Annotated in this window: 23 protein-coding genes and 1 tRNA gene; 13 read left to right on the forward strand and 11 right to left on the reverse strand. The window is 63.2% G+C overall.

The annotated features are described in order from the left end of the window. Positions 1–10: 10 nt before the first annotated feature. From LJ737_RS19950 to LJ737_RS19965, 4 genes are all read left to right on the forward strand, one after another. On the forward strand, positions 11–838 hold the full coding sequence (locus LJ737_RS19950; RefSeq protein ID WP_227768516.1) for a baseplate J/gp47 family protein: 828 nt from the start codon (positions 11–13) through the stop codon (positions 836–838). Then, the gene (locus LJ737_RS19955) at positions 828–1,379 is read left to right on the forward strand and encodes a hypothetical protein (protein WP_227768517.1); all 552 of its coding nucleotides are present in this window, start codon (positions 828–830) and stop codon (positions 1,377–1,379) included. The genes LJ737_RS19950 and LJ737_RS19955 overlap by 11 nt, the downstream gene beginning before the upstream one ends. Continuing rightward, positions 1,376–2,203, forward strand: coding sequence for a hypothetical protein (locus LJ737_RS19960; protein WP_227768518.1), 828 nt, complete (start codon positions 1,376–1,378; stop codon positions 2,201–2,203). Before LJ737_RS19955 ends, LJ737_RS19960 begins: the two co-directional genes overlap by 4 nt. Positions 2,204–2,275: 72 nt before the next feature. Next, positions 2,276–3,049: a T9SS type A sorting domain-containing protein gene (locus LJ737_RS19965; RefSeq protein ID WP_227768519.1), complete on the forward strand. Its 774-nt coding sequence runs from the start codon at positions 2,276–2,278 to the stop codon at positions 3,047–3,049. Positions 3,050–3,104: 55 nt separating this feature from the next. Here the strand turns inward: LJ737_RS19965 and LJ737_RS19970 are convergent, their stop codons facing one another. Next, entirely contained in the window at positions 3,105–3,620 is a 516-nt protein-coding gene (locus LJ737_RS19970; protein ID WP_227768520.1) for a hypothetical protein, read from the reverse strand. 425 nt (positions 3,621–4,045) lie between these two features. On the opposite strand from LJ737_RS19970, the gene LJ737_RS19975 reads away from it, so the two are divergent. Then, positions 4,046–4,375, forward strand: coding sequence for a hypothetical protein (locus LJ737_RS19975; protein WP_227768521.1), 330 nt, complete (start codon positions 4,046–4,048; stop codon positions 4,373–4,375). Here LJ737_RS19975 and LJ737_RS19980 read toward each other — a convergent pair. The 5 genes from LJ737_RS19980 to LJ737_RS20000 all read right to left on the reverse strand — a co-directional run bounded on the left by LJ737_RS19980 (position 4,368) and on the right by LJ737_RS20000 (position 6,975). Then, positions 4,368–5,690 carry a hypothetical protein gene (locus tag LJ737_RS19980; RefSeq protein ID WP_227768522.1) on the reverse strand — a complete coding sequence of 441 codons (1,323 nt, stop codon included), beginning with the start codon at positions 5,688–5,690 and terminating at the stop codon, positions 4,368–4,370. The genes LJ737_RS19975 and LJ737_RS19980 overlap by 8 nt on opposite strands. 118 nt (positions 5,691–5,808) lie before the next feature. Further along, positions 5,809–6,177 (reverse strand): hypothetical protein, encoded by a 369-nt coding sequence (locus LJ737_RS19985; protein ID WP_227768523.1) that lies wholly within the window; start codon positions 6,175–6,177, stop codon positions 5,809–5,811. A gap of 1 nt (position 6,178) precedes the next feature. Continuing rightward, a complete protein-coding gene (locus LJ737_RS19990) occupies positions 6,179–6,442 on the reverse strand; it encodes a hypothetical protein (protein WP_227768524.1) in 264 nt (87 codons plus the stop codon). Between the two features lie 24 nt (positions 6,443–6,466). After that, positions 6,467–6,784, reverse strand: a complete 318-nt coding sequence (locus LJ737_RS19995; RefSeq protein WP_227768525.1) for a hypothetical protein — start codon at positions 6,782–6,784, stop codon at positions 6,467–6,469. Between the two features lie 114 nt (positions 6,785–6,898). After that, positions 6,899–6,975: transfer RNA gene (locus LJ737_RS20000), tRNA-Ala, on the reverse strand. A 106-nt stretch (positions 6,976–7,081) separates the two neighbouring features. Between LJ737_RS20000 and LJ737_RS20005 the strand changes: the two genes are divergently transcribed. The 6 genes from LJ737_RS20005 to LJ737_RS20030 all read left to right on the forward strand — a co-directional run bounded on the left by LJ737_RS20005 (position 7,082) and on the right by LJ737_RS20030 (position 17,072). Further along, complete coding sequence (locus tag LJ737_RS20005; RefSeq protein WP_227768526.1) at positions 7,082–7,321, forward strand: hypothetical protein; 240 nt, start codon at positions 7,082–7,084, stop codon at positions 7,319–7,321. A 66-nt stretch (positions 7,322–7,387) separates the two neighbouring features. Next, positions 7,388–9,292 carry an ABC-F family ATP-binding cassette domain-containing protein gene (locus LJ737_RS20010; protein WP_227768527.1) on the forward strand — a complete coding sequence of 635 codons (1,905 nt, stop codon included), beginning with the start codon at positions 7,388–7,390 and terminating at the stop codon, positions 9,290–9,292. Positions 9,293–9,655: 363 nt separating this feature from the next. Next, positions 9,656–10,894: a helix-turn-helix domain-containing protein gene (locus LJ737_RS20015; RefSeq protein ID WP_227768528.1), complete on the forward strand. Its 1,239-nt coding sequence runs from the start codon at positions 9,656–9,658 to the stop codon at positions 10,892–10,894. A gap of 495 nt (positions 10,895–11,389) precedes the next feature. Next, on the forward strand, positions 11,390–14,563 hold the full coding sequence (locus tag LJ737_RS20020; protein ID WP_227768529.1) for a SusC/RagA family TonB-linked outer membrane protein: 3,174 nt from the start codon (positions 11,390–11,392) through the stop codon (positions 14,561–14,563). A gap of 25 nt (positions 14,564–14,588) precedes the next feature. Further along, positions 14,589–16,181 (forward strand): SusD/RagB family nutrient-binding outer membrane lipoprotein, encoded by a 1,593-nt coding sequence (locus LJ737_RS20025; RefSeq protein WP_227768530.1) that lies wholly within the window; start codon positions 14,589–14,591, stop codon positions 16,179–16,181. A 363-nt stretch (positions 16,182–16,544) separates the two neighbouring features. Further along, positions 16,545–17,072, forward strand: a complete 528-nt coding sequence (locus tag LJ737_RS20030; protein WP_227768531.1) for a DUF2911 domain-containing protein — start codon at positions 16,545–16,547, stop codon at positions 17,070–17,072. A gap of 67 nt (positions 17,073–17,139) precedes the next feature. On the opposite strand, the gene LJ737_RS20035 is transcribed toward LJ737_RS20030, so the two are convergent. From LJ737_RS20035 to LJ737_RS20050, 4 genes are all read right to left on the reverse strand, one after another. Next, positions 17,140–18,090, reverse strand: a complete 951-nt coding sequence (locus tag LJ737_RS20035) for a peptidase associated/transthyretin-like domain-containing protein (protein WP_227768532.1) — start codon at positions 18,088–18,090, stop codon at positions 17,140–17,142. Between the two features lie 81 nt (positions 18,091–18,171). Then, positions 18,172–18,972, reverse strand: a complete 801-nt coding sequence (locus tag LJ737_RS20040) for a hypothetical protein (protein WP_227768533.1) — start codon at positions 18,970–18,972, stop codon at positions 18,172–18,174. A gap of 127 nt (positions 18,973–19,099) precedes the next feature. After that, the gene (locus LJ737_RS20045; protein ID WP_227768534.1) at positions 19,100–19,447 is read right to left on the reverse strand and encodes a DUF952 domain-containing protein; all 348 of its coding nucleotides are present in this window, start codon (positions 19,445–19,447) and stop codon (positions 19,100–19,102) included. Positions 19,448–19,548: 101 nt separating this feature from the next. Further along, positions 19,549–19,923, reverse strand: a complete 375-nt coding sequence (locus tag LJ737_RS20050; protein ID WP_227768535.1) for a hypothetical protein — start codon at positions 19,921–19,923, stop codon at positions 19,549–19,551. A 165-nt stretch (positions 19,924–20,088) separates the two neighbouring features. Here LJ737_RS20050 and hppD point away from each other — a divergent pair, with 165 nt between their 5' ends. Continuing rightward, positions 20,089–21,222 carry a 4-hydroxyphenylpyruvate dioxygenase gene (hppD, locus tag LJ737_RS20055; RefSeq protein ID WP_227768536.1) on the forward strand — a complete coding sequence of 378 codons (1,134 nt, stop codon included), beginning with the start codon at positions 20,089–20,091 and terminating at the stop codon, positions 21,220–21,222. Between the two features lie 205 nt (positions 21,223–21,427). Continuing rightward, entirely contained in the window at positions 21,428–22,417 is a 990-nt protein-coding gene (locus LJ737_RS20060; protein ID WP_227768537.1) for a LamG-like jellyroll fold domain-containing protein, read from the forward strand. Between the two features lie 86 nt (positions 22,418–22,503). Here the strand turns inward: LJ737_RS20060 and LJ737_RS20065 are convergent, their stop codons facing one another. Then, positions 22,504–24,198, reverse strand: coding sequence for a Hint domain-containing protein (locus LJ737_RS20065; protein ID WP_227768538.1), 1,695 nt, complete (start codon positions 24,196–24,198; stop codon positions 22,504–22,506). Positions 24,199–24,409 lie beyond the last annotated feature (211 nt).

Genomic DNA, 24,409 nt, shown 5'->3' on the forward strand with positions numbered 1-24,409 from the left:
ACTCTGACTTATGGCCCGTAGCCTCGCCACCATCCGCGCAAGCCTCGACGCCGCGCAAGCCGCGCAACCCGCGCTGGCCCCGCTCAACAGCCCCTCCGCCACGTCCATGCCTTCGCTATGGAAGAACGTAGTGGCCTTCTGCAGCTTCCAGCTCGAAACGCTCTGGGACGTGTTTCGGGCGGAGGTGGACGCCATTATCGACCGGGCCCGGCCCGGCACGCCCGCGTGGTACGCCGACCAGGCCTACAAGTTCCAGCTGGGCGACACCCTCACCGTCGATGACAACGGCATCCGTTACCCGGCCGGCAGCACCGGCGCGCGCATCATCACCCGGGCCGCGGCCAAGGAGTCCGACGCCAACGGCGTGCTGAAGCTCTTCGTGAAAGTCGCCAAGGACGGCACGGCGCCCGGCACGCTGGCTCCGCTCAGCGACTCCGAGCGGGTGCAGGTGCAGGGCTATTTCGACCGCATCCGGTTTGCGGGCACGCGCCTGGAGGTAGTGAGCCGCGCGGCCGACCGGCTGCAGGTGTTCGGCCAAGTGTACTACGACCCGTTGCTGAGCGTCGACGGGGTGAAGGCCGCGGTGGCTGCTTCCGTCCGCGCCTACCTGGGCCGCCTGGAATTCGACGGCCTGGTGTACGTGGCCCAGATCGAGGACGCCATTCAGGCCGTGGCCGGCGTCAAGGACGTGCGCCTGACGGACGTCAAGAAGCGGGTGGGCTCGGCCGCCGCCGTGGCCATCACCCGCGTGTACGAAACCGAAGCCGGCTACATCACCGAGGACGCGGCCCCGCTCGACTTCGCCACCACCCTGCAATTCCTGCCCCATGGCGCGTAACCCGTACCCCGGCAACGTCATCGACCCGCTCCAGCCGGCCCCGACCGCCTACCGCGTGGACTGGGCCCGGCTGGTGCTGCTGCTGCTGCCGGCGCTGCTGCGCCGGCCGCGGCAGTGGGCCTGGCTGCAGGTGCTCACCGCGCCTGTGGCCCGCTTGCACCTGGACTTCATCAGCTACCTGTTTGCCAGCCGGCGCGAACTGAGCTACAGCAGCCAGGTCCTGCTATTCGAGCGGGCGCTCAACGACCGCTTCGACCCCATCCGGCGGCGCATCGTGATTCGCAACGCCGACACGGAGTACGCCATCACCTACTGGAACTTCGTGCACGAGCAGCAGCCCGTCACCGAGTACCTGCCCCAGCGCCACGAGGCACCGCCCTTCCCGCGCCCGTTCCGCTACTGGGCCGAATACGCCGGCCAAACCGACTTCACGGTGATTGCGCCGCTGGTGCTGCGCCCGCGGGCCGTGGAGCTGCACGCGCTGATCCGCCGGCTGAAGCTGGCCACCAAACATTACTCCCTGCTTTTCCAGAACCTATGAAGCGCTTACTTTATGACGACGGCGGCCGCCCGCCGATGAACGACGATTTCGCGGCCCTGCAGCAACTGACCTTGTTCAGCGCCGCCGCGCCTTGGCTGGGCCTGCCCACCTGCGTGCTCAGCGGCGGCGCCGTCACGGCGGCGGGCGGCACCTACAACGTGGCGCCGGCTTTCGTGTGGCTGGCCGACGCCGGCCAGCTCTACGACTTCCAGGGCGCGCAGGGCGTGGAGCTACCCGCGACGTTCCAGCTGGGCACGGCCGTGGTCGTTGACCAACGGCCCTACCAGACCGGTGGCACGAAACCCTGCATCACCGAGACGCAGGCCGTGTTGGTGTCAGTGGCCGCCGGCGACCCGTTCGCGGTGGACGCCGAGGGGCCGGTGTTCTGGTACGACCACACGGCCGCCCGCACCCGCATCATTGGGGAGTTAAAGCCGCTGGCCATCAACCCGGCCAACTTTGACAACACCGGCAAGGGCAAGGGCCGCAACCGCGGCTGGTGCTACGCCAACGGGCAGAACGGCACCGTGGACATGAGCGGCGTGTTTCCGCTGGGGGTCAACGCGGCCAACCCGCTGCTCACGCAGCGTGCCGTAGGGGATACGGGCGGCGAAGAAACCCACCAGCTGACCGTGCCCGAGCTGCCCCGCCACAACCACGCTTTCAATGTCTACGACAACGGCGACAACGGCGCCTTTGGCCGGCGCGCCAACAACACCGGTACGGCCCGCGGCGCCATCACCAACGATGCCGGCAGCGACCAGCCCCACAACAACATGCCGCCCTTCCGCGTGGTGGCCTGGTGCCAGTGGATGGGGTTGTAGGTAGTAGTAGCTTCTGTGTACTTTGGCAGCCCGCTTGGATTTCCGGCGGGTTGTTTCATTTCCCTCTGTACTATGCGTCAACTACTACTCGCTGCTGCCATGCTGGTTAGCACCGCCGCCTCGGCCCAGATTACCTACGAAACCACTTACGTGACGACGGGCACCACTCAGGACCTAAGCTTTTTTAAACTTGCCAACGGAGATGTGAAATTTGCCAAGGTCGACGTCACGGCGCGGCAAATCACCGTCTACAACCTCAACCACTCCGTACTCCGGAGCTTCGCCATCCCGGCGCTGCCGGCGGGCAATACCTTGAGCCCGGGCGTGGAGTACATGAGCGACAAGCTGTTTAACCAAGACGCCAACTTCGAATACATCATCAACAGCTACCGGCAGGTGGGTAACGATTACGTGAGCAAGTCTTGGGTTTTTTCCGAGACTGGCACGCAGCTATTCGCGGCTGACTCGGCTGACATCGACATCTTCAACACGCCCAACGGCGCGAAGATGGTAACGTACCACTACCCGCTGCCGGCCAACAACGTGCAGAAGCGGCAAGTGTACGCCCTGGCCGGCACGCTTACGTCGGTTCGACCCGCTGGGGCCGTGGACGCCGCCCAGCCGTTCCCAAACCCGGCTGTTGGCGCCATCAACCTGCCCTACCAGGTGCAGCGAGGCCAGCAGGCCACGTTGGAGGTGCTGGACATGACCGGCCGCGTGGTGAAGCGGTTCACCGTTGACTCGACGTTCGACCACCTGCTGCTGCAGGCCGGGGAGCTGCGCCCTGGGGCCTACACGTACCGCGTCGGAGCCGTGCCCGGTAAGAAGTTTGTGGTTGGGCGGTAGTGAACTTACAATGCATCCACAAAATACCTCGGCCAACAGGCCGGGGTATTTTGCTTTATTGGGGGTGCTGCCGGACAAAGGCAGCAGTCCGCCACGTCAGCCGAAGGGTTTCTCCCTTTGGCAAGGCCTGGCGAGTTACCTCGTACAAACCCGTCGAATCTGCGGGAATAAAGCGCCCTGGCTTATGCGCTGTTACCGCCTGGGGCAATCCGGGCGCCGCCGGAACCTGTAAATCCTTTTGCCATTGCTCCGCTACGGTTTCCAGAATAGTCCAGCCACCTTTGGAGTCGGCTTTATCCAGTACGTCTACAGTAGCCTTCAATTCGCCCACGCGCTGGCGCTCGGCATTCTCGTAGGTTGCGTAAAGGGCAAACGTACTGCGGCGCCCGAACGGAACGTAATTCGTTGATGCTACCAGTTCAGTATTGCCAGAGCCTGCCTTAGCCGAGGCGTGCTGATCCTTGAATTCCTCGAGCACCGCCTCTGGGTCCTCATAGGGGTGATTGGTGGCTCCGCACGCAGAACAGAAGAAAGCCGCAAGACAGGTGGACATGAGTAACTGGTGGTTCATAGTTCGGGAAGATAGTAGGGTTTTCTATGAGTATCTTAGAGCCTCCTTGCTAGAGGACGTGGGTTCCATCCACACAACGAAGCCCCGGCCGCGCCAACGGCCGGGGCTTCCTTATTAACGCGAATACGGTTGCAACTATTCAGCAGGGTATATGCTAATCATTGCACAAGCCACGTACTGTGGCCCCGCAGGCGAATGCCTGCCCGCTGTCGGCAAACGCTACGTTGTCGGCATTCTGCCCCTTGGTCCCACCGCGTGCTTGGTGGGCTTACTTCAGCTTGGAGAATCCCGCGTAAACAGGAAAGCATATCGGTCTCAGCAGGCATTCAATGATGACTGGTCCGATTTCTTGCAGTGGGAAAACTGAGCCGTTATATTTTCTGTCATACTTTCAACCCCTTCCCCGCACGGGGAGGGGCTTTTTTATGCCCCTCACTCATTACGCCTTCCGCGCCCTCGGCCTTTTCGACCAGTGCTTCCACGTGCTCGACGAGGGCCAGTTCCTGCAGCAGCGCACCACGGCAGACGAGGGCGTGAAGCTCTACCACATGCCGGGCGGCAACCAAGGCAACGCCTACAACATCACGCGCTTTGCCAAAACGAGCCTGCTAGCGGCCCGGCGCACTCCGTGGAGGATTGCTCAGCCCCCCAACGTTCGACGTATCCCCGTAGGCGCAGAAGGTGCACCAACGGGCACCACCACGCGTGAGGCAGCTGCATGCATATTTTGGCTTACAAAAGAAGCTTTTAGTTAGGCATACTTAGAATATCATCAAGATAGTCTATCGCCTTTCTCACACTTAAATACGCATTGGTAGCCTCAATTGAATTTGCTGTAAATTTACTTCCATGTACAATTAAATTTCTAGGTGTCAACGCATTTTGCTTTAACTCTTTGTACACGTCGGTATTTACGAATTCAACTCCAGTCAATTCCAAAACAACTGAATCTAGAATCATGCTCATCGGCTTAGGATGACTATTATTATCTGCATCCTTGAACTTCATTAGCCGATCGAAGCTCTTTCTAGACATCTTTTTGACACCTAACGCCATATAGCGAATCCTTGGCTGTACCCAGCTTTCAAACAGAACAGCACTCTCAATAATAGCAATCTTCCATTCTTGCAACTCCAGTCTTTGCCTGATATTAATATCAAGTGTATCCAAAATATCAGGTGATGATATTTTGGATAATTCACTTCTTAAAATTCTGTCTTCTTCGTCTGGAAGTTTATTTTCATCATAATCACTTATGGTCAGCTTTGGCACAGTCAGCTCAGACAACACTATATTTTGAGCATCTCTCCACGCTATTCTATAGGGCGAACACATATTCTCAGTAACATTTGTGATAAAATATGAATCGTTTAAAATCTTATATTGTTCAATGAACCTATTTACAGCATAAATTGCCGTCTTGATGTATACATCACCGGAGTTAAATTCACGACTTACACCTCCACCTTTTTCATTGAAATTATCTCTAATATGCATATAGTGCTTTGACGAGTCGTTTTCTATTGCCAGCTTGACGTATTCATTAAAGTAAGCAGGGAATAATTCAACAAACACGCTCGAATACATAACCCTACCTGCGATATCCCCTCTAGGAAAGCCAATCATTACTGGATCTTGAGCCTGATTTATTCTAGGAACAAACCCCATGTATACAAAAGAACCTGAATCGTTAGTCGCAATTCGATATGGCTTTTTTATGTCATGCGGAACATAGACACCGTGTTTTACGTGCTTGCCTAAATCAGACACTTGAAGCGCCAATAACTTAGTGCCTTTAAAACCTGACTTTTCTAAAGACTCAGGAGTAACTAAAGGCAGGTAATGATACTGATGTTTAAATTCCTCTCCAGCGTCTTTAGCTTTTATATATTCCGAAATAATCCCACAACTAAAAGTATCATTGACAGCCACTAAAAATGGAAGATCAAAAAATACTTGGATCCGATTGGTGCGTTTTCGTATTAATTCCCATTGCTGGGAATAATCCAGCGGATTCTTCGGATGGGAACTGAATTGTTGGAAGGAACGCTCTGCGTCTGAAATGGACATAACGAGGAAGATTGTATGTAAGGGGAGATGTTGCGCTTGAAACTATCGTTTCACAAGCACTCCACCATAATGCAAAAAAGGCCCAGAATGGCCAAGTCTCTTTCAGTGGGATAGTCGCTCAGACGCGCACCACCAGCACCTCGGCCGGGTTACCCAACTTGGCCACGGCCGAGGCCCAGGACTGCTGCACGTCCCACAAGCCGCGGTGCGGGTCGTCCGGAAATTGGTAGTTCATGTAGCCCACCCCGACGTAGAAGCCGGCGAGGTTGCGGTGCTGCCCAACCCAGTTGCGCAGGCGGTACAGCGGGGCCCGGTCGGGCGCATCGGCGAAGAGCACCTCGCCGCCGTTGGCCTGGATTTCCTTGCGGGCCCGCCATGCCGGTTCGCCCGCGCGCGGCGCCACCAAATAGAGCTGGCGCGACGCAGCGCCGGGGTACTGCGTGACGAGCAGCAGCCGCGGCCGCGGGCTGGGTGATGGAGAGTCCATGCTAGTACGTGCTCCAGCCGGCGGCCATGATGCGCTGGTGATAGTCCTCTAAGAGGTCCGGCTCCACTTTCGTGTCTCGGCAGGTGACCACCGCCGACTTGCGAATCGGGTCGTAGTGGGTAGCATACACGGCGACGGCCCAGATGTGGCTGATCGGGGTGGTCAGCAGACTATGCGGGGGCAGGATTACCAGCTCGTCCACCTGCAGATAATACTCGCGGTGCTCGTCTGGGGTCACCAGGGAAAAGGTGAACTTGGTTGGCATGCGTCGAAGGTATCCGCGTTTTCACTACGTTACAAAATCCGGGTTGCGGTAGGCCAGGCCCAGCAGCTGCCGGCGGCTGAGCTGCACCGGCTTGCCGTCCTTGCGCAGCGTGTAGGTGTCGTAGCCGTTTTTCACTACGTTACGAATCAGCTGCCAGCCCCGCTTGCGGCCGTGCGCGGTGGTGTAGGGCAAATGCCAGAGGCGCTTGCGCGCGTCGACGCCGTAGCCGTCGTACGGCGCCCGCAGCAACCATTTTAATTGCTCGATTCCGGCAGGCGGCTGGGGCTTGGCCTGGGGCAGCCGGGCCACGCGCTGGCCGTTGACAAAGTAGTAGTGTTTCATGCGGCCCGGCCGCCCCAAAGCCAGTGCGGGCGGCCTGTTGTTTTACCGATGTTTTACCTACTGCTCAGATAATTGCCGTAACGCGCTGAAAATATGGGTCTTTTCGGGGTACGTTGGTGGAGGATACCGGATTCGAACCGGTGACCTGTTGCGTGCGATGCAACCGCTCTAGCCAGCTGAGCTAAACCCCCAACGTTCGGACTGCAACATACTGGCTTTAGATGCCCGGCGCAAGTCCCGGGCAACGGGCTATTCCGCCGAAATGCGTATGTTGCTCAGCAAACCACTTTGCCTAGTATGCACCGAAGCGTCATTCTGGAGGAAATCGACCAGGCGCTGGCTCACTACGATTCTTCCCACGGCCGTCCCGTTGCCATCGAGCTGGGCGAACGAAAATACACCCAGCTCATTCTGGACGTGGCCGGGCTGCACGCCGACGGCGGCGACCTTACCACCAACACCGGCCGCCCCCTCGCCTACCGCGGCCTGGAAATCCTGCGCGACGACGTACACCGCGACCGGGTACGGGTGATTTAACACTGGCAAGGCCGACTTCCGCGTGGGGCTGCCTTCTTAGCCGTTGGCCGCCGTACCTTTGCGGCTATGAATCTGCTTTCTGGCGAAAATCTCTCTAAAAATTACGCGGACCGCTGGTTGTTCCGCGACTTAGCGTTTGGGCTGCAGCAAGGCCAGCGCGTGGCGTTGGTGGGTATCAACGGCGCGGGCAAAACCACTTTGCTGCGCATTCTGGCCGGCATCGAGCAGCCCGATACCGGACTGGTGTCGGTGCGCAAGGGCATCCGAGTGGCTTTTCTGGGCCAGCAGCCGCAGTTCGACGAAGAGCTGACGGTGGAGCAAACCATTTTCGCCTCGCAAAACGACACGCTGGCCGCCATCCGAGACTACGAGCACGTGGTCAACGACCCGAATCACAAGTCGGAGGAGTTGCAGCGGGTGATGGAGCAGATGGACGCGCTCAATGCCTGGGACTACGAGGCGCAGGTCAAGCAGATTCTGGGCCGCCTGGGCATTCTGGGGCCGCTGCTGGACCGGCCGGTGCGCCTGCTTTCGGGCGGGCAGCGCAAGCGCGTGGCCCTGGCGCGGGTGCTCATCGAGGAGCCGGAGGTGCTGATTCTGGACGAGCCCACCAACCACCTGGACCTGGACACCATCGAGTGGCTGGAAAACCGGCTGGCCTCGCCCTCCCTCACCCTGCTGATGGTGACCCACGACCGGTACTTCCTGGATAAAGTGGCCAACGAAATCGTGGAGCTGGACCAGGGCCGCGTGCACCGCTACCAGGGCAACTACTCTTACTTCGTGGAGAAGAAAGCTGAGCGGGAGCAGATGGAAGCGGCCGAGGTGGAAAAAGCCCGCAACCTGCTGCGCAAGGAACTGGAGTGGATGCGGCGCCAGCCGCAGGCCCGCGGCACCAAGCAGAAGGCCCGCATCGACGCTTTCTACGAAACGCAGGAAAAGGCGAAAACCAAGCTCAAGGGCCCCGAGCTGGAACTGTCGGTGAAAACCACCCGGCAGGGCGGCAAAATCATCGAGGTGGAGCACCTGCACAAGCAGTTCGGCGACAAAGTGGTGCTCGAGGACTTCAGCTACGTGTTCAAAAAGAAAGACCGCATCGGTTTGATCGGGCCGAACGGGGCCGGCAAGTCGACGCTGCTGAACATGCTCACCGGCAAGCTGCAGCCCGATTCGGGCACCGTGGACGCGGGCCAGACCACCGTATTCGGCTACTACACCCAGAACGAGCTGGAATTCGACGAGTCGCAGCGCGTCATCGACATCGTGAAGGAAGTAGCCGAGGTGGTGGAAATGGCCAACGGCGACGTGGTGACGGCCTCACAGTTTCTGCAGCACTTCCAGTTTCCGCCGGCCCAGCAGTACACGCTGGTGAGCAAGCTGAGCGGGGGCGAAAAGCGCCGCCTGCAGCTGCTGCGCGTGCTCATCAAGAACCCCAACTTCCTGATCCTCGACGAGCCCACGAACGACCTGGACATCATCACCCTCAACATCCTGGAGGACTTCCTGCTGAACTTTGCGGGCTGCCTGCTTATCGTCTCGCACGACCGGTACTTCATGGATGCGCTGGTGGAGCACGTGTTTGTGCTGGAGCCCGGCGGCAAGGTGCGGCAGTTCCCCGGCAACTACACCGACTACCGCGAGTGGCAGAAGGAGCACGAAGCCGAGGAGTACGCCCAGCAGCAGGCCCGCACGGCCAAGGCGGCCGCCGGCGTCGCTCCGGCGGCCGAGGTGAAGGCTTCGGCGCCGGCCGCCCAGAAACGCAAGCTCAGTTTCGCCGAAAAAAAGGAGTACGAGACCCTGGAAAAAGACATTGAAAAGCTGGAAGCCCGCAAGCAGCAGCTGATCGAGCAACTGAACTCCGGCAGCGGCTCGCACACGGAGCTGGCCGGCTGGGCCGCCGAGCTGAAGCGCACCGACGCCGACCTCGACAGCAAGGGGGAACGGTGGCTGGAGCTGGCCGAGTTTGCCTAAGCCCGATTCGGACTTCTCAAAAGCACCTTGCCAATAAAAAGCCCGGCCTGCTTTGGCTGCCTTGCGCAGCTGGAGCAGGCCGGGCTTTTTGGCTTGTCCGAGGCTCAGCCGCCGGTGAGGCGGGCGCGGCGGCAGCCGACGGCGCCGGGTTTCGGGCCGCGTGGGGCAGTCGGGGCCAAAGTGGCAGGGCCTGAACAACGTCCGCCACAACCGTTCAGCCGGGTACTCAGGGCTCATCGAGCCGGCTTGGGTTGAGACTTGACAATTTTTCACCCGGCTCCGTGCTACTTTTTCTCCTTTTCTGCATCCATTTCCTAAGCTCCCGCTTTTCCGCTCCGCTCCACCACCGAAAACACCTTAGCTATGAAACAGCCCAACCTCGACCAGTGGACCACTGGCTTCGCGCTGGTGGCGTTTCTGGGCCTGTTCGTGGCCCCCTTGCTCTATCTGCAGGCCGGCCGGCGGCATGCCGCCGTAGGCTACGTGGTAGCCATTCTGACCCTGTTTTCGGTGACGCTGCTCTACTACGTGCTGTGGTGGAGCAACTACCTGCAGTATTTCCCTTACCTCAACGGCAGCGTGGAGCTGTTCACCCTGCTGTTTGGGCCGTTGTTTTACCTGTACCTGCGCAGCCTGGCCGGGCAGCCCGCGCGGCGCGGCTGGCACCTGCTGCCGTTTGCCGCGGCCTTGCTGCTGAACCTGCCCTGGGTGCTGCTGTCCCCGGCCCAGCGGCGCGCCCACTTGCAGGCCGGCGGCTGGCTGGCCGATTACCACCACGTGCTGCCCTGGCTGGCCCTCTCGCAGCTGCTGCTCTACGGATTGGCCTTGCTGGGGCTGCGGCACCGCTTCCGGGCCGGGCACCCCGCGGCGCGCTGGGTGCGCTGGCTCACCGTCTGCTACTGGGGCTTTGTGCTGGCCAACTGGTCGTACTACCTGCTGGTGGACCTGCCGTTTTTCTCGCGCCGCTGGGACTACGGCATTTCCCTGGCCATGTCGGCCTTCATTTTCCTGGTGGCCGTGCTGGCCTACGTGCAGCCGCAGGTGTTTCAGCCGCTGCCGACGGCTACCGATTCTGCGGCGGCAGCCACGGCCACTGACCCGCACCGCGCTGCCGATACGATTGCGGCGGCAGCCACCCTTACTCCGGCTGAAGCAACTCCGGCCGACCGCGCGCCGCGCTACCTGCACTCGGGCTTGCCGCCCCACGTGGCGCAAGAACAGGCCCGACGGCTGCAGCAACTGATGCAGCAGGAGCGGCTGTACCGCCGCCCGGAGCTGCGCCTCGACACCCTGGCCGAGCGGCTGGGGCTAAGCCGGCACCACCTCTCGCAGGTGCTCAACGAGCAGCTCGGGCTCAATTTTTTCGAGTACCTCAACGCCCTGCGCGTGGCCGAGGCGCAGCAGCTGTTGCGCAAGACCTCGCGCCGCCGCCTCAACATTATCGAAGTGGCCTACGAGGTGGGGTTCAACAACAAAGTGTCGTTCAATAAGGCCTTCAAGCAAGCCACCGGCCTCACGCCCAGCGAATTCCGCCAACAGCTTGACGGTAACGCCGATGGGGATTTACCTTTTCCGCTGACGCCCGAACTGGAAAAAGGGTAAGGTTTATCGGGCCTTACTCGCCGGGGTAGGTGGTCGGAGTCCTTAGGGCAGACCAACCTGCCGGGCTCATGCCACACCCGCTCCTGCTGCTTGCCCGCCTGATTTCCGCTCAAAATCCGGCCGGCTCCTCTCCGCTTACGGCTCCCCTGCCCCGCGGCGCCCTGCCGCGCCGTGGCCGGCTCGCGCGTGCCCTTCGCCTGGCTCCCGGCAGCCGTGGCGCCCAGCAGCCGCGCTGCATCCCTTGACTTTTTCGCCCCGGCGCCTCGGGGCCTTTGGCAAAGCGGCGGGCTGAACCTGCCGGACCCCGCGGCCGGGGTTGCAAACCCGGTCGTGCGCGAAAGTTTCCGCTTGGTGAGTGGGCGGAAACCCGGCCCCGGCGCAGAGCCGCGGGCCTTGCCCGGCCGTTCGGCCCGCTGCCCTTGCCCTTTCCGCCCGGCCCGCCGGCCGCGCGGCTCCGTCCAACTCTCACCTTCTAACACCCACACAACCTGCCTTATGAAACCAACCTTACTTCTAGTCGGCGTGCCTCTTGTGCTCCTCGTGGAGCCGGCGGCGGCCCAGACCCGCACCGTGTCGGGCACGGTGAAGGACCGGGCCACGGGCCAAGCCCTGCCCGGCGCCACGGTGCTGCTCAAGGGCACCACCACGGGCGCCTCCACCAACGCCGAGGGCACGTTTTCGCTGACCGTGCCGGCCGAGGGCGGCACCCTCGTTATCAGCTCCATCGGCTACGCCACCATCGAGCAGGCCATTGGCAACCAGTCGACCTTCACCATCAGCTTGGCGGCCGGCACCGAGCAGCTGAGTGAGGTGGTGGTGACGGCCCTGGGCATCGAGCGGGAACGGAAAAGCCTGGGCTACGCGGTGGAAACGCTGGAAAACAAGGACATCACCCGCGCCAGTGAGCCCAACCTCGTGCGCTCCTTGCAGGGCCGCGTGGCGGGCGTGCAGGTGTCGTCGGCCTCGGGCGGGGCGGGCGGGGCCACGCGCATCGTCATCCGCGGGGCGCAATCGTTTACCGGCGACAACCAGCCGATATACGTGGTCGACGGCAACGTCATCAGCAACAACGCGGTGACCAACCTGAGCGCGGCCACCCCGCGCGGCAACGGCGACGACCTCAACAACGGCGTGGACTTGCCCAACCGCGCCGCCGACATCGACCCGAACAACGTGGAGTCGATTACGGTGCTGAAAGGGCCGGCCGCGGCGGCCTTGTACGGGGCGCGGGCGGCGTCGGGGGCCATCATCATCACCACCAAGAAGGGCGCCGGGCTCAAGGGCCGCTCCCAGATTGCGGTGACCAGCGCCGTGACCCTGGACCGTGTGAACCGCCTGCCCAAGTTTCAGAACACCTACGGCTCGGGCACCGACGGCGTGTACGACCCGCAAAACAACGTGAGTTGGGGCCCGCGCATGGACGGCCGCCTCGTGCCCGACTGGCGCACCTACACCCTGGCCGACCCCAACGCGACGGTGGTCGATTCCATCCCGCTCACGCCCAAGCCCGACAACGTGCGGGACTTCTTTGAGACGGGCGTGACGACCAACAACGCGGTGTCGTTTTCGGGCTCCAACCAGGCCTCGAACTTCTACGTGTCGTTGGCCGACGTGCGCACCAAGTCGTTTATTCCGAACACGACCTACAAGCGCACCAGCGTGAGCCTCAACGGCGGCACGCAGCTGTTTAACAAGCTGACGACCAGCGCCACGCTGACCTACGTGAAATCGGGCGGGGACCGGGGCGTGCAGGGCCAGTCGCGCTCCAACATCCTGCAAACCATCTACAACACCCCGCGCGACGTGGTCTTGACCGACCAGAAAAACTACAACGACCCGCGCTACGACCTGACGGGCTACTACCTCGCCGGCTTCCGCAACAACCCCTACTTCCTGCTCGACAAAAACCTGCTCACCGACGACGTGGACCGGCTGTTCGGCACGGCCACCGTGAGCTACGACCCGCTGGACTGGCTGAATTTGACCTTCCGGCAGGGCGTGGACGTGTTTACGGACCGGCGCCGGCAGACCATTGCCCAGGGCACCATCAACAACCTGGCGGGGCGCTACCTGGAAGACAACAACTTCGGGCGCAACCTGACCACCGACGCGCTCATCAACGTGACGCGGCGCTTCGGCGAAGATTTTACCCTGAAGGGCGTGTTCGGCACCAACTACCAGGAGCAGCTTACCTCGCGCACCGTGGCCGACGGCGTGGGCCTGGTCATTCCCGACTTCTACGACCTGAGCAACGCCAACGTGGTGACCAACAACAAGGTGGACACCAAGCAGCGCCTCCTGGGCGTGTTCGGCGACGTGCAGCTGGCCTACCGCGAGTACCTGTATGTGGGCCTGACCGGGCGCAACGACTGGACCTCGACTCTGCCCAAGGCCACGCGCTCCTTCTTCTACCCCAGCGCCAACGTGGGCTTCATCTTCACCGACGCCTTCAAGCTGCAGAATAACTACCTGAGCTTCGGCAAGCTGCGGGCCAACATTGCCTCCGTGGGCAAGCCGCCGATTCCCTACCAGATCGACCCGGTGTTCGTGCGCTCGACGGTCGACAACGGCTTTCAGGCGCAGTACGTGTTCCCGCTGCAGAGCGTGCCGGGCTTCCGCGTGGGCAACGTGCTGGGCAACCCGCGGCTGAAGTCGGAGCTGACCACGGCCTACGAGGGCGGGCTGGAAATGCGTTTTTTCCAGAACCGGCTCGGGTTTGACCTGACCTACTACAAGTCCGTCAGCAAGAACATCATCGTGAACGTGCCGGTGCCGGGCACCTCGGGCTTCACGGCCCAGACGGCCAACGCGGGCACCATGGAAAACCGCGGCGTGGAGTTGGCCCTGAACGCGACGCCGGTGCAGCTCAAGAACGGCTTTACCTGGGATTTGAACTTCACCTTCACCCGCAACCGCAACCGCGTGACCGAAGTGACCAACGTGACGCCCAACATCGGCGTGGGCGGTTTGGGCTCGGTGGCCCTGGAAGCCCGCGTAGGCCAGCCCTACGGCAGCTTCTTCGGCACCAAAATGCTGCGCGACGATGAGGGCCGCGTCGTCATCGACCCGGTGTCGGGCTTCCCGCGCCTCGACCCGGTGCTGACCACTTTGGGCAACATCCAGCCGAAGTTCTTGGCCGGGGCCGGCACCACGCTGGGCTACAAGGGCCTCAGCCTGAACGTGCTCTTCGACACCAAGCAGGGCGGCAAGTTCTTCTCGAACACCATCAGCACCCTGCAGTTTGCCGGGGCGCTGGAGGAAACCACCGCCAACGACCGGCAGCCCTTCCTCTACCCGAACTCCGTCATTCCGAACCCGGACGGCTCGGGCACCTACGTGCCGAACACCACGGTGCTGACGGACGGCGGCTTCAACTACTGGCGGCAGGTATCGACGGCGGGCGAAAATGCCCTCTTCAACGCCTCCTACGTGAAGCTGCGCGAGGCCTCGCTGAGTTACGCGTTGCCGGCCACGCTGGTGAGCAAGGTGAAGCTGACGGGTATTCAGTTTTCGCTCATCGGCCGCAACCTCGCGCTCTGGACGCCTGATTCGCAGCCCCACGTCGACCCGGAGGTCAGCTCCCTGGGCTCGGGCAACAACCAGGGCTACGAGTTCTACGCCTACCCGAGCACCCGTTCCTACGGGGCCAGCCTGCGCCTGACGCTGTAAGCCATTCACCGCAACAAATACGGACATGAAAACCCAACTCATCCGACTCGGGGCGGTGCTGGGCCTGCTGCTGGGCAGCTCGGCCTGCGAGAAAGACTTCCTCGACATCAACAAGGACCCCAACAACCCCACTACCGCCGACATCAACCTGGTCTTGCCCTCGGGGCAGGCCACGGCCAGCTTCATCATCGGCGGGCAGTACAACGTGGTGGGCGAAATCCTGGCCCAGCACCTGGGCATTGCGCAGGGCGGCAACCAGTACCGCGCCTGGGACCAGTTCAGCATCCCGAGCAGCACCTTCGACGGGCGCGAGTTTTCGGGCGGCTTGTATGCCGGCGCGCTGGAGGATTTTCAGTACGTCATCAACGCCGGCACGCCCGCGAATGAGTGGCGCATGGTGGGCATTGCCAAGATCTTGAAGGCCCACACCTACCAGGTCATCACTGATCTGTACGGCGACGTGCCGTTCAGCGAGGCGTTGCAGGGCTCGGCCAACCTCACGCCCAAGTACGACCGGCAGCAAGACATCTACGCCGGCCTGCAAAGCCTGCTCGACGAGGGCATAGCCGACATTGCCAAGCAGCAGGGCCGCTTTCCCGGCACGGCCGACATGAACTACCGCGCCGCTACGGAGGCCGACATGCAGAAGTGGGTGCGCCTGGCCAACACCCTGAAGCTGCGCCTGTACCTGCGCCTGACCGAAGTGGATGCCGCGGGCGCCCGCGCCGGCATTCAGGCCCTGTACGCCCGCAACCAAGGCGCCACGGACTTCAATTTTATGCGCGCCGCCGACAGCTACCAGTTCAACAACGGTACGGCCACCAACTCGGAAAACCCGTTCTACCAGACCAACTTCCGGTTGCAGAACAACCTGGCCGTCAGCAGCAACCTCGGCGACACGCTGGTGCGCTACCAGGACCCGCGCCTGCCCGTCTTCGCCCTCGACGCGGACCTGACGACTACCCCGGTGGAATTCCTGTTTGTGCGGCCGGGGCAGAACGCGCCCTACCCGAACAACTTCACCACCAGCGCCGGCACGCCCGCGGTGCGCCTGTCTTTCCCCGGCACCTTCTTCATCGGGCAGGCTTTCACCAACGTCAACCGCGCCGGCAGCTCCTACCCCGGCATTTCGGCCACCGATGCGCCGGCCAAGTCGCGCCCCACGCTGCTGCTGACCTACGAGGAAAGCCAGCTGCTACGAGCCGAAGCGGCCGTGCGCGGCTGGGCCCCAGCCGCCGAAAACCCGCAGACGCTTTACGAAACCGGGGTGCGCGCCGCCCTCACCCGCTACGGCGTGTCGGCCGCCGACGCGGCCACCTACCTCACCCGCCCGCCGGTGAGTTGGGCCGCGGCCAGCACCACGGCCCTGAAGCTGCGCTACATCTTCGTGCAGAAGTGGATTTCCTTTTTCGCCACCAACGGCGCCGAAGCCTGGACGGAAGCGCGCCGCACCAATCAGCCCCGCCTGCAAGCCCCGCTGGTAAACCTGCTCGGCGGCGGCCGTTTCGTGAAGCGCCTGCCCTACCCCGACTCGGAGCTGCAGCGCAACCCGCGCATCACCGACACCGGCCTTACGCCCGGCGACATCACCACTCCGGTGTGGTGGGACGTGAACTAGCCTGGCCCGCCTGTATCCGGGTTGGCCCGTCGGACGGCGCAAGTGCCGCTTAGGCCACTACTCGATTTGGTTTGAGCAGGCGCGAGCCGAAGTCCACAAGGCCCCCGTTCGTTTCTAAGACGGTGCAGCCCCGCCATTGCCCGACAGCCCCGGTCCTTGCCGACCGGGGCTGTTTTGCCGGAAATTGCGGTGGCGGACTACGACTTGGGCCCTCGGGCAGCGGCCGTTTCGCTTAATGCGGTATTTTCGACCGGCGGCCCGGGCGTGCAGCCCCGCGGGCGGGCTCTCGTCAGTAGGGCGCCGCGGGGCTCGGTGCCCGGGCCGCGCGTCGTTCACTCTTCCCAACCCTACCTTCCAAACCCCATGAAAAACCCCGTTTCCCTGCTACGCCTGTTTCTGGTGCTGCTGATGGCCGCCTTCTACGCCGGCACCGCGCAGGCTCAGGACGCCCCGGCCGCCAAGCCCAGCCCGGCTGCCACGGCCACCGGCAAGGCCGGCAAAGCTACCGTGACCGTGAAATACAGCTCGCCCGCGGTGAAAGGCCGCACCATCTGGGGCGGCTTGGTGCCCTACGGCCAAGTGTGGCGCGCCGGCGCCAACGAAGCCACCACCGTTACCTTCGACCAGCCCGTGACGGTGGAAGGCAAGGCCCTGCCGGCGGGCACTTACGCCTTCTTCGTCATCCCGACGGAAAAGCAGTGGACGGTCATCTTCAACAAAACGGCCAACCAGTGGGGCGCCTTCAAGTACGACGAAAAGCAGGACGCGCTGCGCGTCATGGCCACGCCCCGCAAAGCGGCTTCGATGAGCGAGCGGCTGACCTACGCCGTGGAAAGCCCGGGCCTGGTGCTGCGCTGGGAGAACCTGGAGCTGCCGGTAAGCATCAAGTAATTTTTTCTCTTCCTAACAAGCCCCGCCGAGCAGCTGCTCGGCGGGGCTTGTTGCTTTTCCGGGTCGTTCAGGGTGCTGGCTCGGCCAGTAACGTGAGCGACACGGCGGCGTTTTCCACCCGCTTGTGCTGGTTGTCGACGTCGAACATGCGCCAGGGCAGGCCGTGCACGTGCCGGCTCGTGGTTTCCACCGACGTGGCCGAGGTAGCCACCATAATGGCCGGAAACGCGTCGGCCGGGGCCGAGCGGTAGGTGGCCTGGTTGCGCGGGTCGGTGGCCGTCACGACGGTCCAGGGCGGCTGCAGCTCCACCAACTGCTCTTCGGGCGACGAGGGCAAGCCCTCGACCAGCAGGCACAGGCCCGCGGCTGGCACCCGGATGCCGTGGGACGCCAGCTCCACCGTCAGTTCCTGGTTGGGCAGGGCCGCAATCTGGGCCGCCGAATACTGCAACTCCCCGGTCAGCAAGTCGCGCGTCAGGTCGGGCGTAAACGGCGAGGTGGGCAGAACGGGCAGCAGCCGCATGCGCACCCGGCCGGCCGTCGGGTGGTTGTTGCGAAACTGCGCCGTGAGCCGCTGCACCACGCTGCCCACCTCGCCGGGCGCCGGGCGAAACAGGCTGGCCGTCTGGTACTCGGGCACCAGCAGCACCCCGCCCACGTACTTGAGCTTGCCCGCGTAGCCCGACAGCCGCACCGGCCGCGCCCCTTGCACCACCACGTCGGCCAGGGCGAAGCGCTGCGGGGTGAGGCGCAAGGTGTCGACCTGCCCGGCCGGCAACGCGCCGCGCAGCACTTCGGCCGGCGCGTAGCCCAAGTGGCGCAGCCGCAGGTGCGCCGCCGGGCCGGGCAAGGTGATGTGGCCGGTGGCGTCGGTGCTGCGCGTGGCGCCGGCGTCCAGGTCGGTGACGGCCACGCCGGCCAGCGGCTGCCGGGTAGCAGCATCGATAACCACGGCCTGATAGGCCGGCGGGGCACCCCACGGCCACAGCCCGAGCAGTAACAAACCAAGTATAGCCATAGATAAGTAAGCCGCCCGGCGGCCGGCGCCGCCCAGCTCGGCGGAACCGGCCGCCGGGCGGCGGGGCAACAGGTCGGATTTTTAGTTGCGGCGGCCGGCGGCCGGGGCCGTAGCTACCGGGTGGGCATCGAGGCGGAAGCGCTGCTGGGTGAAATCAGCGGCCAAGGCGCGGCCGCCCACTGGCATCACGACGCGCAGCCGGGAGGCCGTATCGGAGTAGCGGCGGAAGCGCACCCGCCCGCGCTGCTCGGCGCCGGGCGCGAGGGTTGTTCTGCGCAGCAGGGTGGTTTCCAGCTGCCGCTGCTGGTCGCGGGCGGCGGTGGCCTGCACGGCGTGGCTGGCACGCTCCTGCTCGTAGCGGGCCATTTCGGATTGATAGCGGGTTTGCCGGGCCGTGCGGCGGGCGGCATTTTCGTGGCGCGGGCGGCTGCTGAGGTCGTCGAGCAGGTTGCTCAGCGAAGACAGCATTTCGGCGGCCGGCCGGGCGGCCGATTTCTGCTGGTGGTAGGCGGCCTGTTGCTGCAGGGCCTGAATGTTTTGCTCGGGGTTTTCGGCCTGCACGCGCAAGGCCCCTATGCCAGGAGTAGCCGAATACGCGTCGAGGTAGAAGGCTTCGGGCGCCACCCGCACCGGGCGGCGGCTGCGGTTATGTACCGTCACGTCAAACTCCAGCCAGGGCCCGGCGGTGGATGCCACGCCCAGCCGCACGTCGACGCTGTCGTTGTTGGCCGCCACCATCTGCAGGCCGTCCTGCCACTGGCTGTTGCCCGCGGCGGGCTTCACCAGCACGTAGTGCGACGTGGAGCAGGCACCGAGGCTCAGCAACAGGGCGCCGGCCGGCAGCAGGGTGGCAAAAAAGGACCGAAGGGTAGAAGTATTCATGCGCCAGGGAAAGAGTGGTCTGGTAAGTAACGACTATTCCCTGGCTAATCAAAACACCACCACCGGCTGCATTTCTTGTACTATTAAGAGTACCACGACGCGGCGCGGTCCCTCCTTTGCCCGGCCCTTATTGCAGAGCTGCCGGCAAGTCAAATTCGCCCGACTCGGCGGGCACCAAGGCCCAGGTTTCGACCACGGCGACCAGCGGAATCGGGCCGAACACGTGGGCAAAATACTGCCCGCGGGCGGCGGCCCATTCGCGCTTCACCAGCGTGCCCGCGGCCGTCAGCGCCGCCTCGTCCAGCACCAGCAGCACCAAGTCGCGGCGGCCGCGGTAGTAGCGGTTGGCCGTTTCCACCACCTGATGCCGCTCGGAGGTGTGAATAAAGCCTTCGGCCTGCAGATCGGGGCTGGCAAAAAAGCCCGTTTGCTGGGCTTGCTGCCAGTGCGCCAGCTCGGCTATGCGGTAGAGCATGTTCCGGTTGTTGGGGCTATTGTGTGGGCCGATTAAAATGCAGAAGCCAGCTATCAGCCTTGCGGCTGACAACTGGCACCCAGCAGCTGATAACTACAATGTTACGCCTTCCACAGCTCGTGCTGCTGGCCTTTGCTGGTCAGCACAAAGCGCACGGGGTTGGGCAGCAGCACCAGGCGCACTTTGCCGGGGTACTTCTCCGAGTCGACCCACACGCCGTCTTCGCTGGTGAGCTGGAGGCCGGCGGGCAGGTAGGCAGTGGGCAGCAGCACGTCGGTGTCGGAGCTGAGGTCACCGTGGACTTTCTCCAGGGCCGCTTCCAGGAATTCGCCGTACTCCTCGTTGAAATCGTCCTCCAAGTCGTGCAGCTCCTCCTCCACGTCATCGTAGCGGGAGTCGCTGTAGGCCAGCTGGTGCAGCTCGTGTTTCTTCGTTAAAAGGGCCGTCAGGGCCTTGTTCAGGGCGTTGGTATCCATATTGGTATGCAAGGACGGCCGGTGTGGGGATGGGGCGGCGTCGATGGCAAATTTGGGAAAGAATCAAGAAAGTCGCCACGCCGGGCACGAATTAGCCCGAAACAGTATTTTTACCACGTCTTTTCCCCGACGTCCAACTTTTTCCACCCGAAACCCGCCCCGCGCATGGAAACGCTGACCCCGGCCGCCACGGCCGCCCCGCAAACCGTCGATTTTCTGCCCCTCAACGGCACCGACTACCTCGAATTCTACGTCGGCAACGCCAAGCAGTCGGCCTACTACTACCAGGCTGCGTTCGGTTTTGAGCTGGTGGCCTACTCGGGCCCCGAAACCGGCGTGCGCGACCGGGCCAGCTACGTGCTGCAGCAAAACAAAATCCGCTTGGTGCTCACCACCTCGCTGCTGCCCGACTCCGACATCACCAAGCACGTGGCCAAGCACGGCGACGGGGTGAAGGTCATGGCCTTGTGGGTGGACGACGCCCGCAAATCGTTCGAAGAAACCACCAAGCGCGGCGCCAAGCCCGCCTTCGAGCCCTACACCGTATCGGATGAAAACGGCGAGGTGACCATGGCTGGCATCTACACCTACGGCGAAACCATCCACACCTTCGTGGAGCGCTCCAAGTACAACGGCCCCTTCCTGCCCGGCTTCGTGGCCCGCAAGAGCAACATTCCGCAGGGCAACCCGGTGGGCCTGCAGTACGTGGACCACTGCGTGGGCAACGTGGGCTGGGGCGAAATGAACCAGTGGGTGAAGTTCTACGAGGACGTGATGGGCTTTAAGCTGCTCATCACCTTCGACGACGATGATATCAGCACCGAGTACTCGGCCCTGATGTCCAAGGTGGTGTCGAACGGCAACGGCTTCGTGAAATTCCCCATCAACGAGCCGGCCGAGGGCAAGAAAAAGTCGCAGATCGAGGAGTACCTCGACTTCTACCACGATGCGGGCGTGCAGCACATGGCCCTCATCACCCACGACATCCGCACGACGGTAACCGAGCTGCGCCGCCGCGGGGTGGAGTTCCTCTCCGTGCCCGAGACCTACTACGAGGACCTGATCGAGCGCGTGGGCCACATCGACGAGGACCTGGAGAGCATCAAGGCCCTGAACCTGCTGGTGGACCGCGACGAGGAAGGCTACCTGCTGCAGATTTTTACCAAGCCGGTGGAGGACCGCCCCACAGTGTTCTACGAAATCATCCAGCGCAAAGGCGCCAAGTCGTTCGGCAAGGGCAACTTCAAGGCCCTGTTCGAAGCCATCGAGCGGGAGCAGGCCCTGCGCGGCAACCTCTAAGATAACTGCGGATTTTCCGCTTGCTCCGGCACTGTTCCGACGCCCCGGCCCCACGGCCGGGGCGTTTTGCGTTTGGGCTCACCCGATTATGTGATTGATCCGGCGGACGTTGGCTCTTTGCTTTGCCTAATGCGGCCGCCGCGTCAGGCCACGCGGCCGATTGCGCGGCCGGCTCACCCTATCTGTCACCTTTTACCTGTTCGATATGAAGCATTTAATTCGCAAGGCGGGTTTGCTGGCCCTTCTGGGCACCGCCCTCAGCAGCAGCGCGTACGCCCAACGGGGCGGCAATTTTCTCGGTTTCACCAGCGCCGAAGACGATAAAGTCACGGTGACGAACTTCGCCTTGCCCGCCACCGGCAGTTTCTCGCTGGAAGCCTGGGTGTACTTCAATGGCACCGCCTTCGGCAACAACGGCTCCTACAATACCGTGCTGGAGTTCGGCAACGACGACCCGTGGTTCGGGGTAAACGGCAGCGGGCAAGTGAGCCTGTACCAGGCCGTGGCGGGCGGCACCGTGCCGGTGCGCACCTGGGCGCACATTGCTTACACCTGGGACGGCACCACCGGCACCGTGTACCTCGACGGCACGCCCGTGGGCACGTCCACCAGCGCCCCGGCGCGCGGCGGCAGCGGCCTCGGCATTGGCTACAACTCCGGCGACTCGGGCTGGCAGGGCTACATCGACGAGGTCATGGTGTGGGGCGCGGCCCGCACGCAAGCGCAGATTCAGAGCGACCGGACCAGCGGCCCGCCGGCCGGGGCGGCGTTTCTGCTGGCCTACTTTAAGTTTGAGGATGCGGCCACGGGCCAGACCGTTGCCAACCTCGCCAACGGGGCCTTCAACGGCGTGCGCGGCTCAACCGCAGCCACCGAACCCAACGACCCGATTTTCACCAACGTGCTCGTCAACAGTGCCCGGTCGGCCAGCGTGGCGGCGGGGCAGCTGCAGCCCAACTACCCCAACCCGGTAGCGGGGCAGACGACCATTCCCTTCGTGCTGCAGCGCCCGGGCCACGTGCGCCTGAGCGTGCTCGACCTGGCCGGCCGCGAAGTAGCCACCCTGCTCGACGAAACCCGCCCCGCCGGCGCCTACGCCGCGCCTTTCCGCCCGGGCCGCCTAGCGGCGGGCGTCTACCTTACCCAGCTCAGCATCGACGGGCAGCGCCTGACGCGGCGCCTCGTGGTGCAGTAACGGTTACCCCTTTCCACCAACGAAAACGCCCCGGCCAGAACTGGCCGGGGCGTTTTGCTGTAGCTTGTTTACGTGAGCCGCCGTGCTTACTTCGAGCCGACGAGTACGCCGCCGACGAAGTAGTTGCCGGTTTCGGTGCGCAGGTTGTAGACGATGGGCACGGCGCCGGCGTCCTGCCGGTCGGTGAGGTGGGTGGTTTCCACCGCGGCGGCGCTGCCGAGCTGCAGCACGTTGTCGGAGGGGCGCAGCTCGTCGGCGCGCAGCTGCTGGCCCTCGGCCGTTACGATGGGGTGATTGGGCGTCACGGTCAGCTCGGTGGCAGGCTTGTAGGGGCGGCCGGGCGTGCTGTCGAGGTCGGCGTACACCTGCTGGGCGCCGATGGTCAGCTGCACCAAGGGGTATTTCTGCTCGTCGTGAATGTCGAGGCGCAGCACGCGGGTGGGCACGGTTTTGCCGGTCAGGGCGTCGTAGCCGAGCACCACGTCGCCGGGGCGCACCTTGCTGATGTGTATCTCGCGGCCTTCGGGCAGGGCCACGCGGGCGTAGGCCGGAAAGCACACGGCTTCCTCGCATTTGAAGGGCTGGTCGTAGGCGGCTTTCAGGTCCGTGTACTCCTTGTTCAGGTCGTAGAAAGCACTGCTGTAGCCCACCAGTTGCTGCACCTGCCCCACCATCACTTGCTGGCCGCTGGCCAGGGCGCTCATGAAGTTCTTTTCCTCGGGGCGCTGGATGTCGTCGCCGTAATGAATCTTGGCCAGCTCGGTCTGGTAGGGCGTGACGCGGTTTTTCACCAGGGCTTTCTGGGTGGCCCAGGCCGTGCCCAGCTGGGGCAGGTACTTGGTGTAGAGGTCGAGGCGGCGCTTGGTGAACTGCCGGTAGAAGTCGAAGTTCTTGCGCTGGCCGGCGCAGTCGCCCTCGCGGGCTTCGGGCTGGTGCTTGGCCTGCTGCTCCTGCTTCACCGCTTCCAGCTCGGTTTGCAGCTGCTGCTGCACCCGCGTGAAAGCGTTGCCGCTCATTTCGGCATTGAAGGCCTCCATCATCTTGCTGTTGGCCTCCAGCGCGGGCGTGGCCACCAGCGGGGCCAGCTTGGCCGGGCGTTGCGTGCCGCCGATGGCCTTCATCTTGCTCTCGTCCATGCCGTGCTTGCGCATGAGCTGCTGCATGTAGGCGTCCTGCTCCGCTTCCGACTTCTTGTCCCAGGCCGCGCGGAAGGCCGGGTTTTTCATTTGCTGCATGAAATCAGCCTGGGCGGCCTGAAAGCTGGGGTCCGACACCATACGCTGCTGAGTGCTGCCGGCCGGAGCCATCTGCGCCTGCATGAACTGGGCCTTTTCCGCGTCGCTCATCTTGGCCAGTTTGGCCTGAAACGCGGGGTCCTGCATCTGCTGGGCCAGCTGCATGGCTTGGGCGTTGTAGCCGGGCGTGCCCGCGCCGTGTTGCTGCATATAGGCCATTTTTTGCTGGTCCGTCATCTTGTCCATGCCCGCTGCCTGGGCCTGCCGGGCCGTGTTCAAGTGGGCCTGCTCGTCGCGCGTTTGCTCGGCCGTGCGGCCGGTGCTGATGCCGGCCAGCAGCTGGTTGAGCTGTTTGTCGAGCTCAGCCAGGGCGGCCGGACGCTTGAGCGCGGGGCTGAAAGCCGTGGGCGGGGCCGGAATCCGGTCGAAGTAGGGCAGCACGTCGGTCTTGACGGGCTTCTGGGCGAAGGCCACCGCGAAGGGCAGCACCACGAGCAGGGCCGCCAGCAGGAACATGAGCAAGCTGGCCAGACGGTGAATTTTCATAGCGGGGGTAGCGAAAAAAAGGGGACGAAACGGTGGCGGGAGGCATCGAAACCGACCGGCGCCAAACCAGTCGCTAAGACGGCTGCAAGTGCGGAAAAAATCGGGCGCACTTCAATCGCATGATAATGTGAGCTTTATCCAAACCCGTCTCCACCGTGTGCAAACTTCCGTTTTCTTTGGCGTAGAAAACCCTCCTTTTGACTTTCCCCGC

Origin of the sequence: Hymenobacter sp. 15J16-1T3B (assembly GCF_020711235.1) — a bacterium.
In the GTDB taxonomy this organism is placed as follows: domain Bacteria; phylum Bacteroidota; class Bacteroidia; order Cytophagales; family Hymenobacteraceae; genus Solirubrum.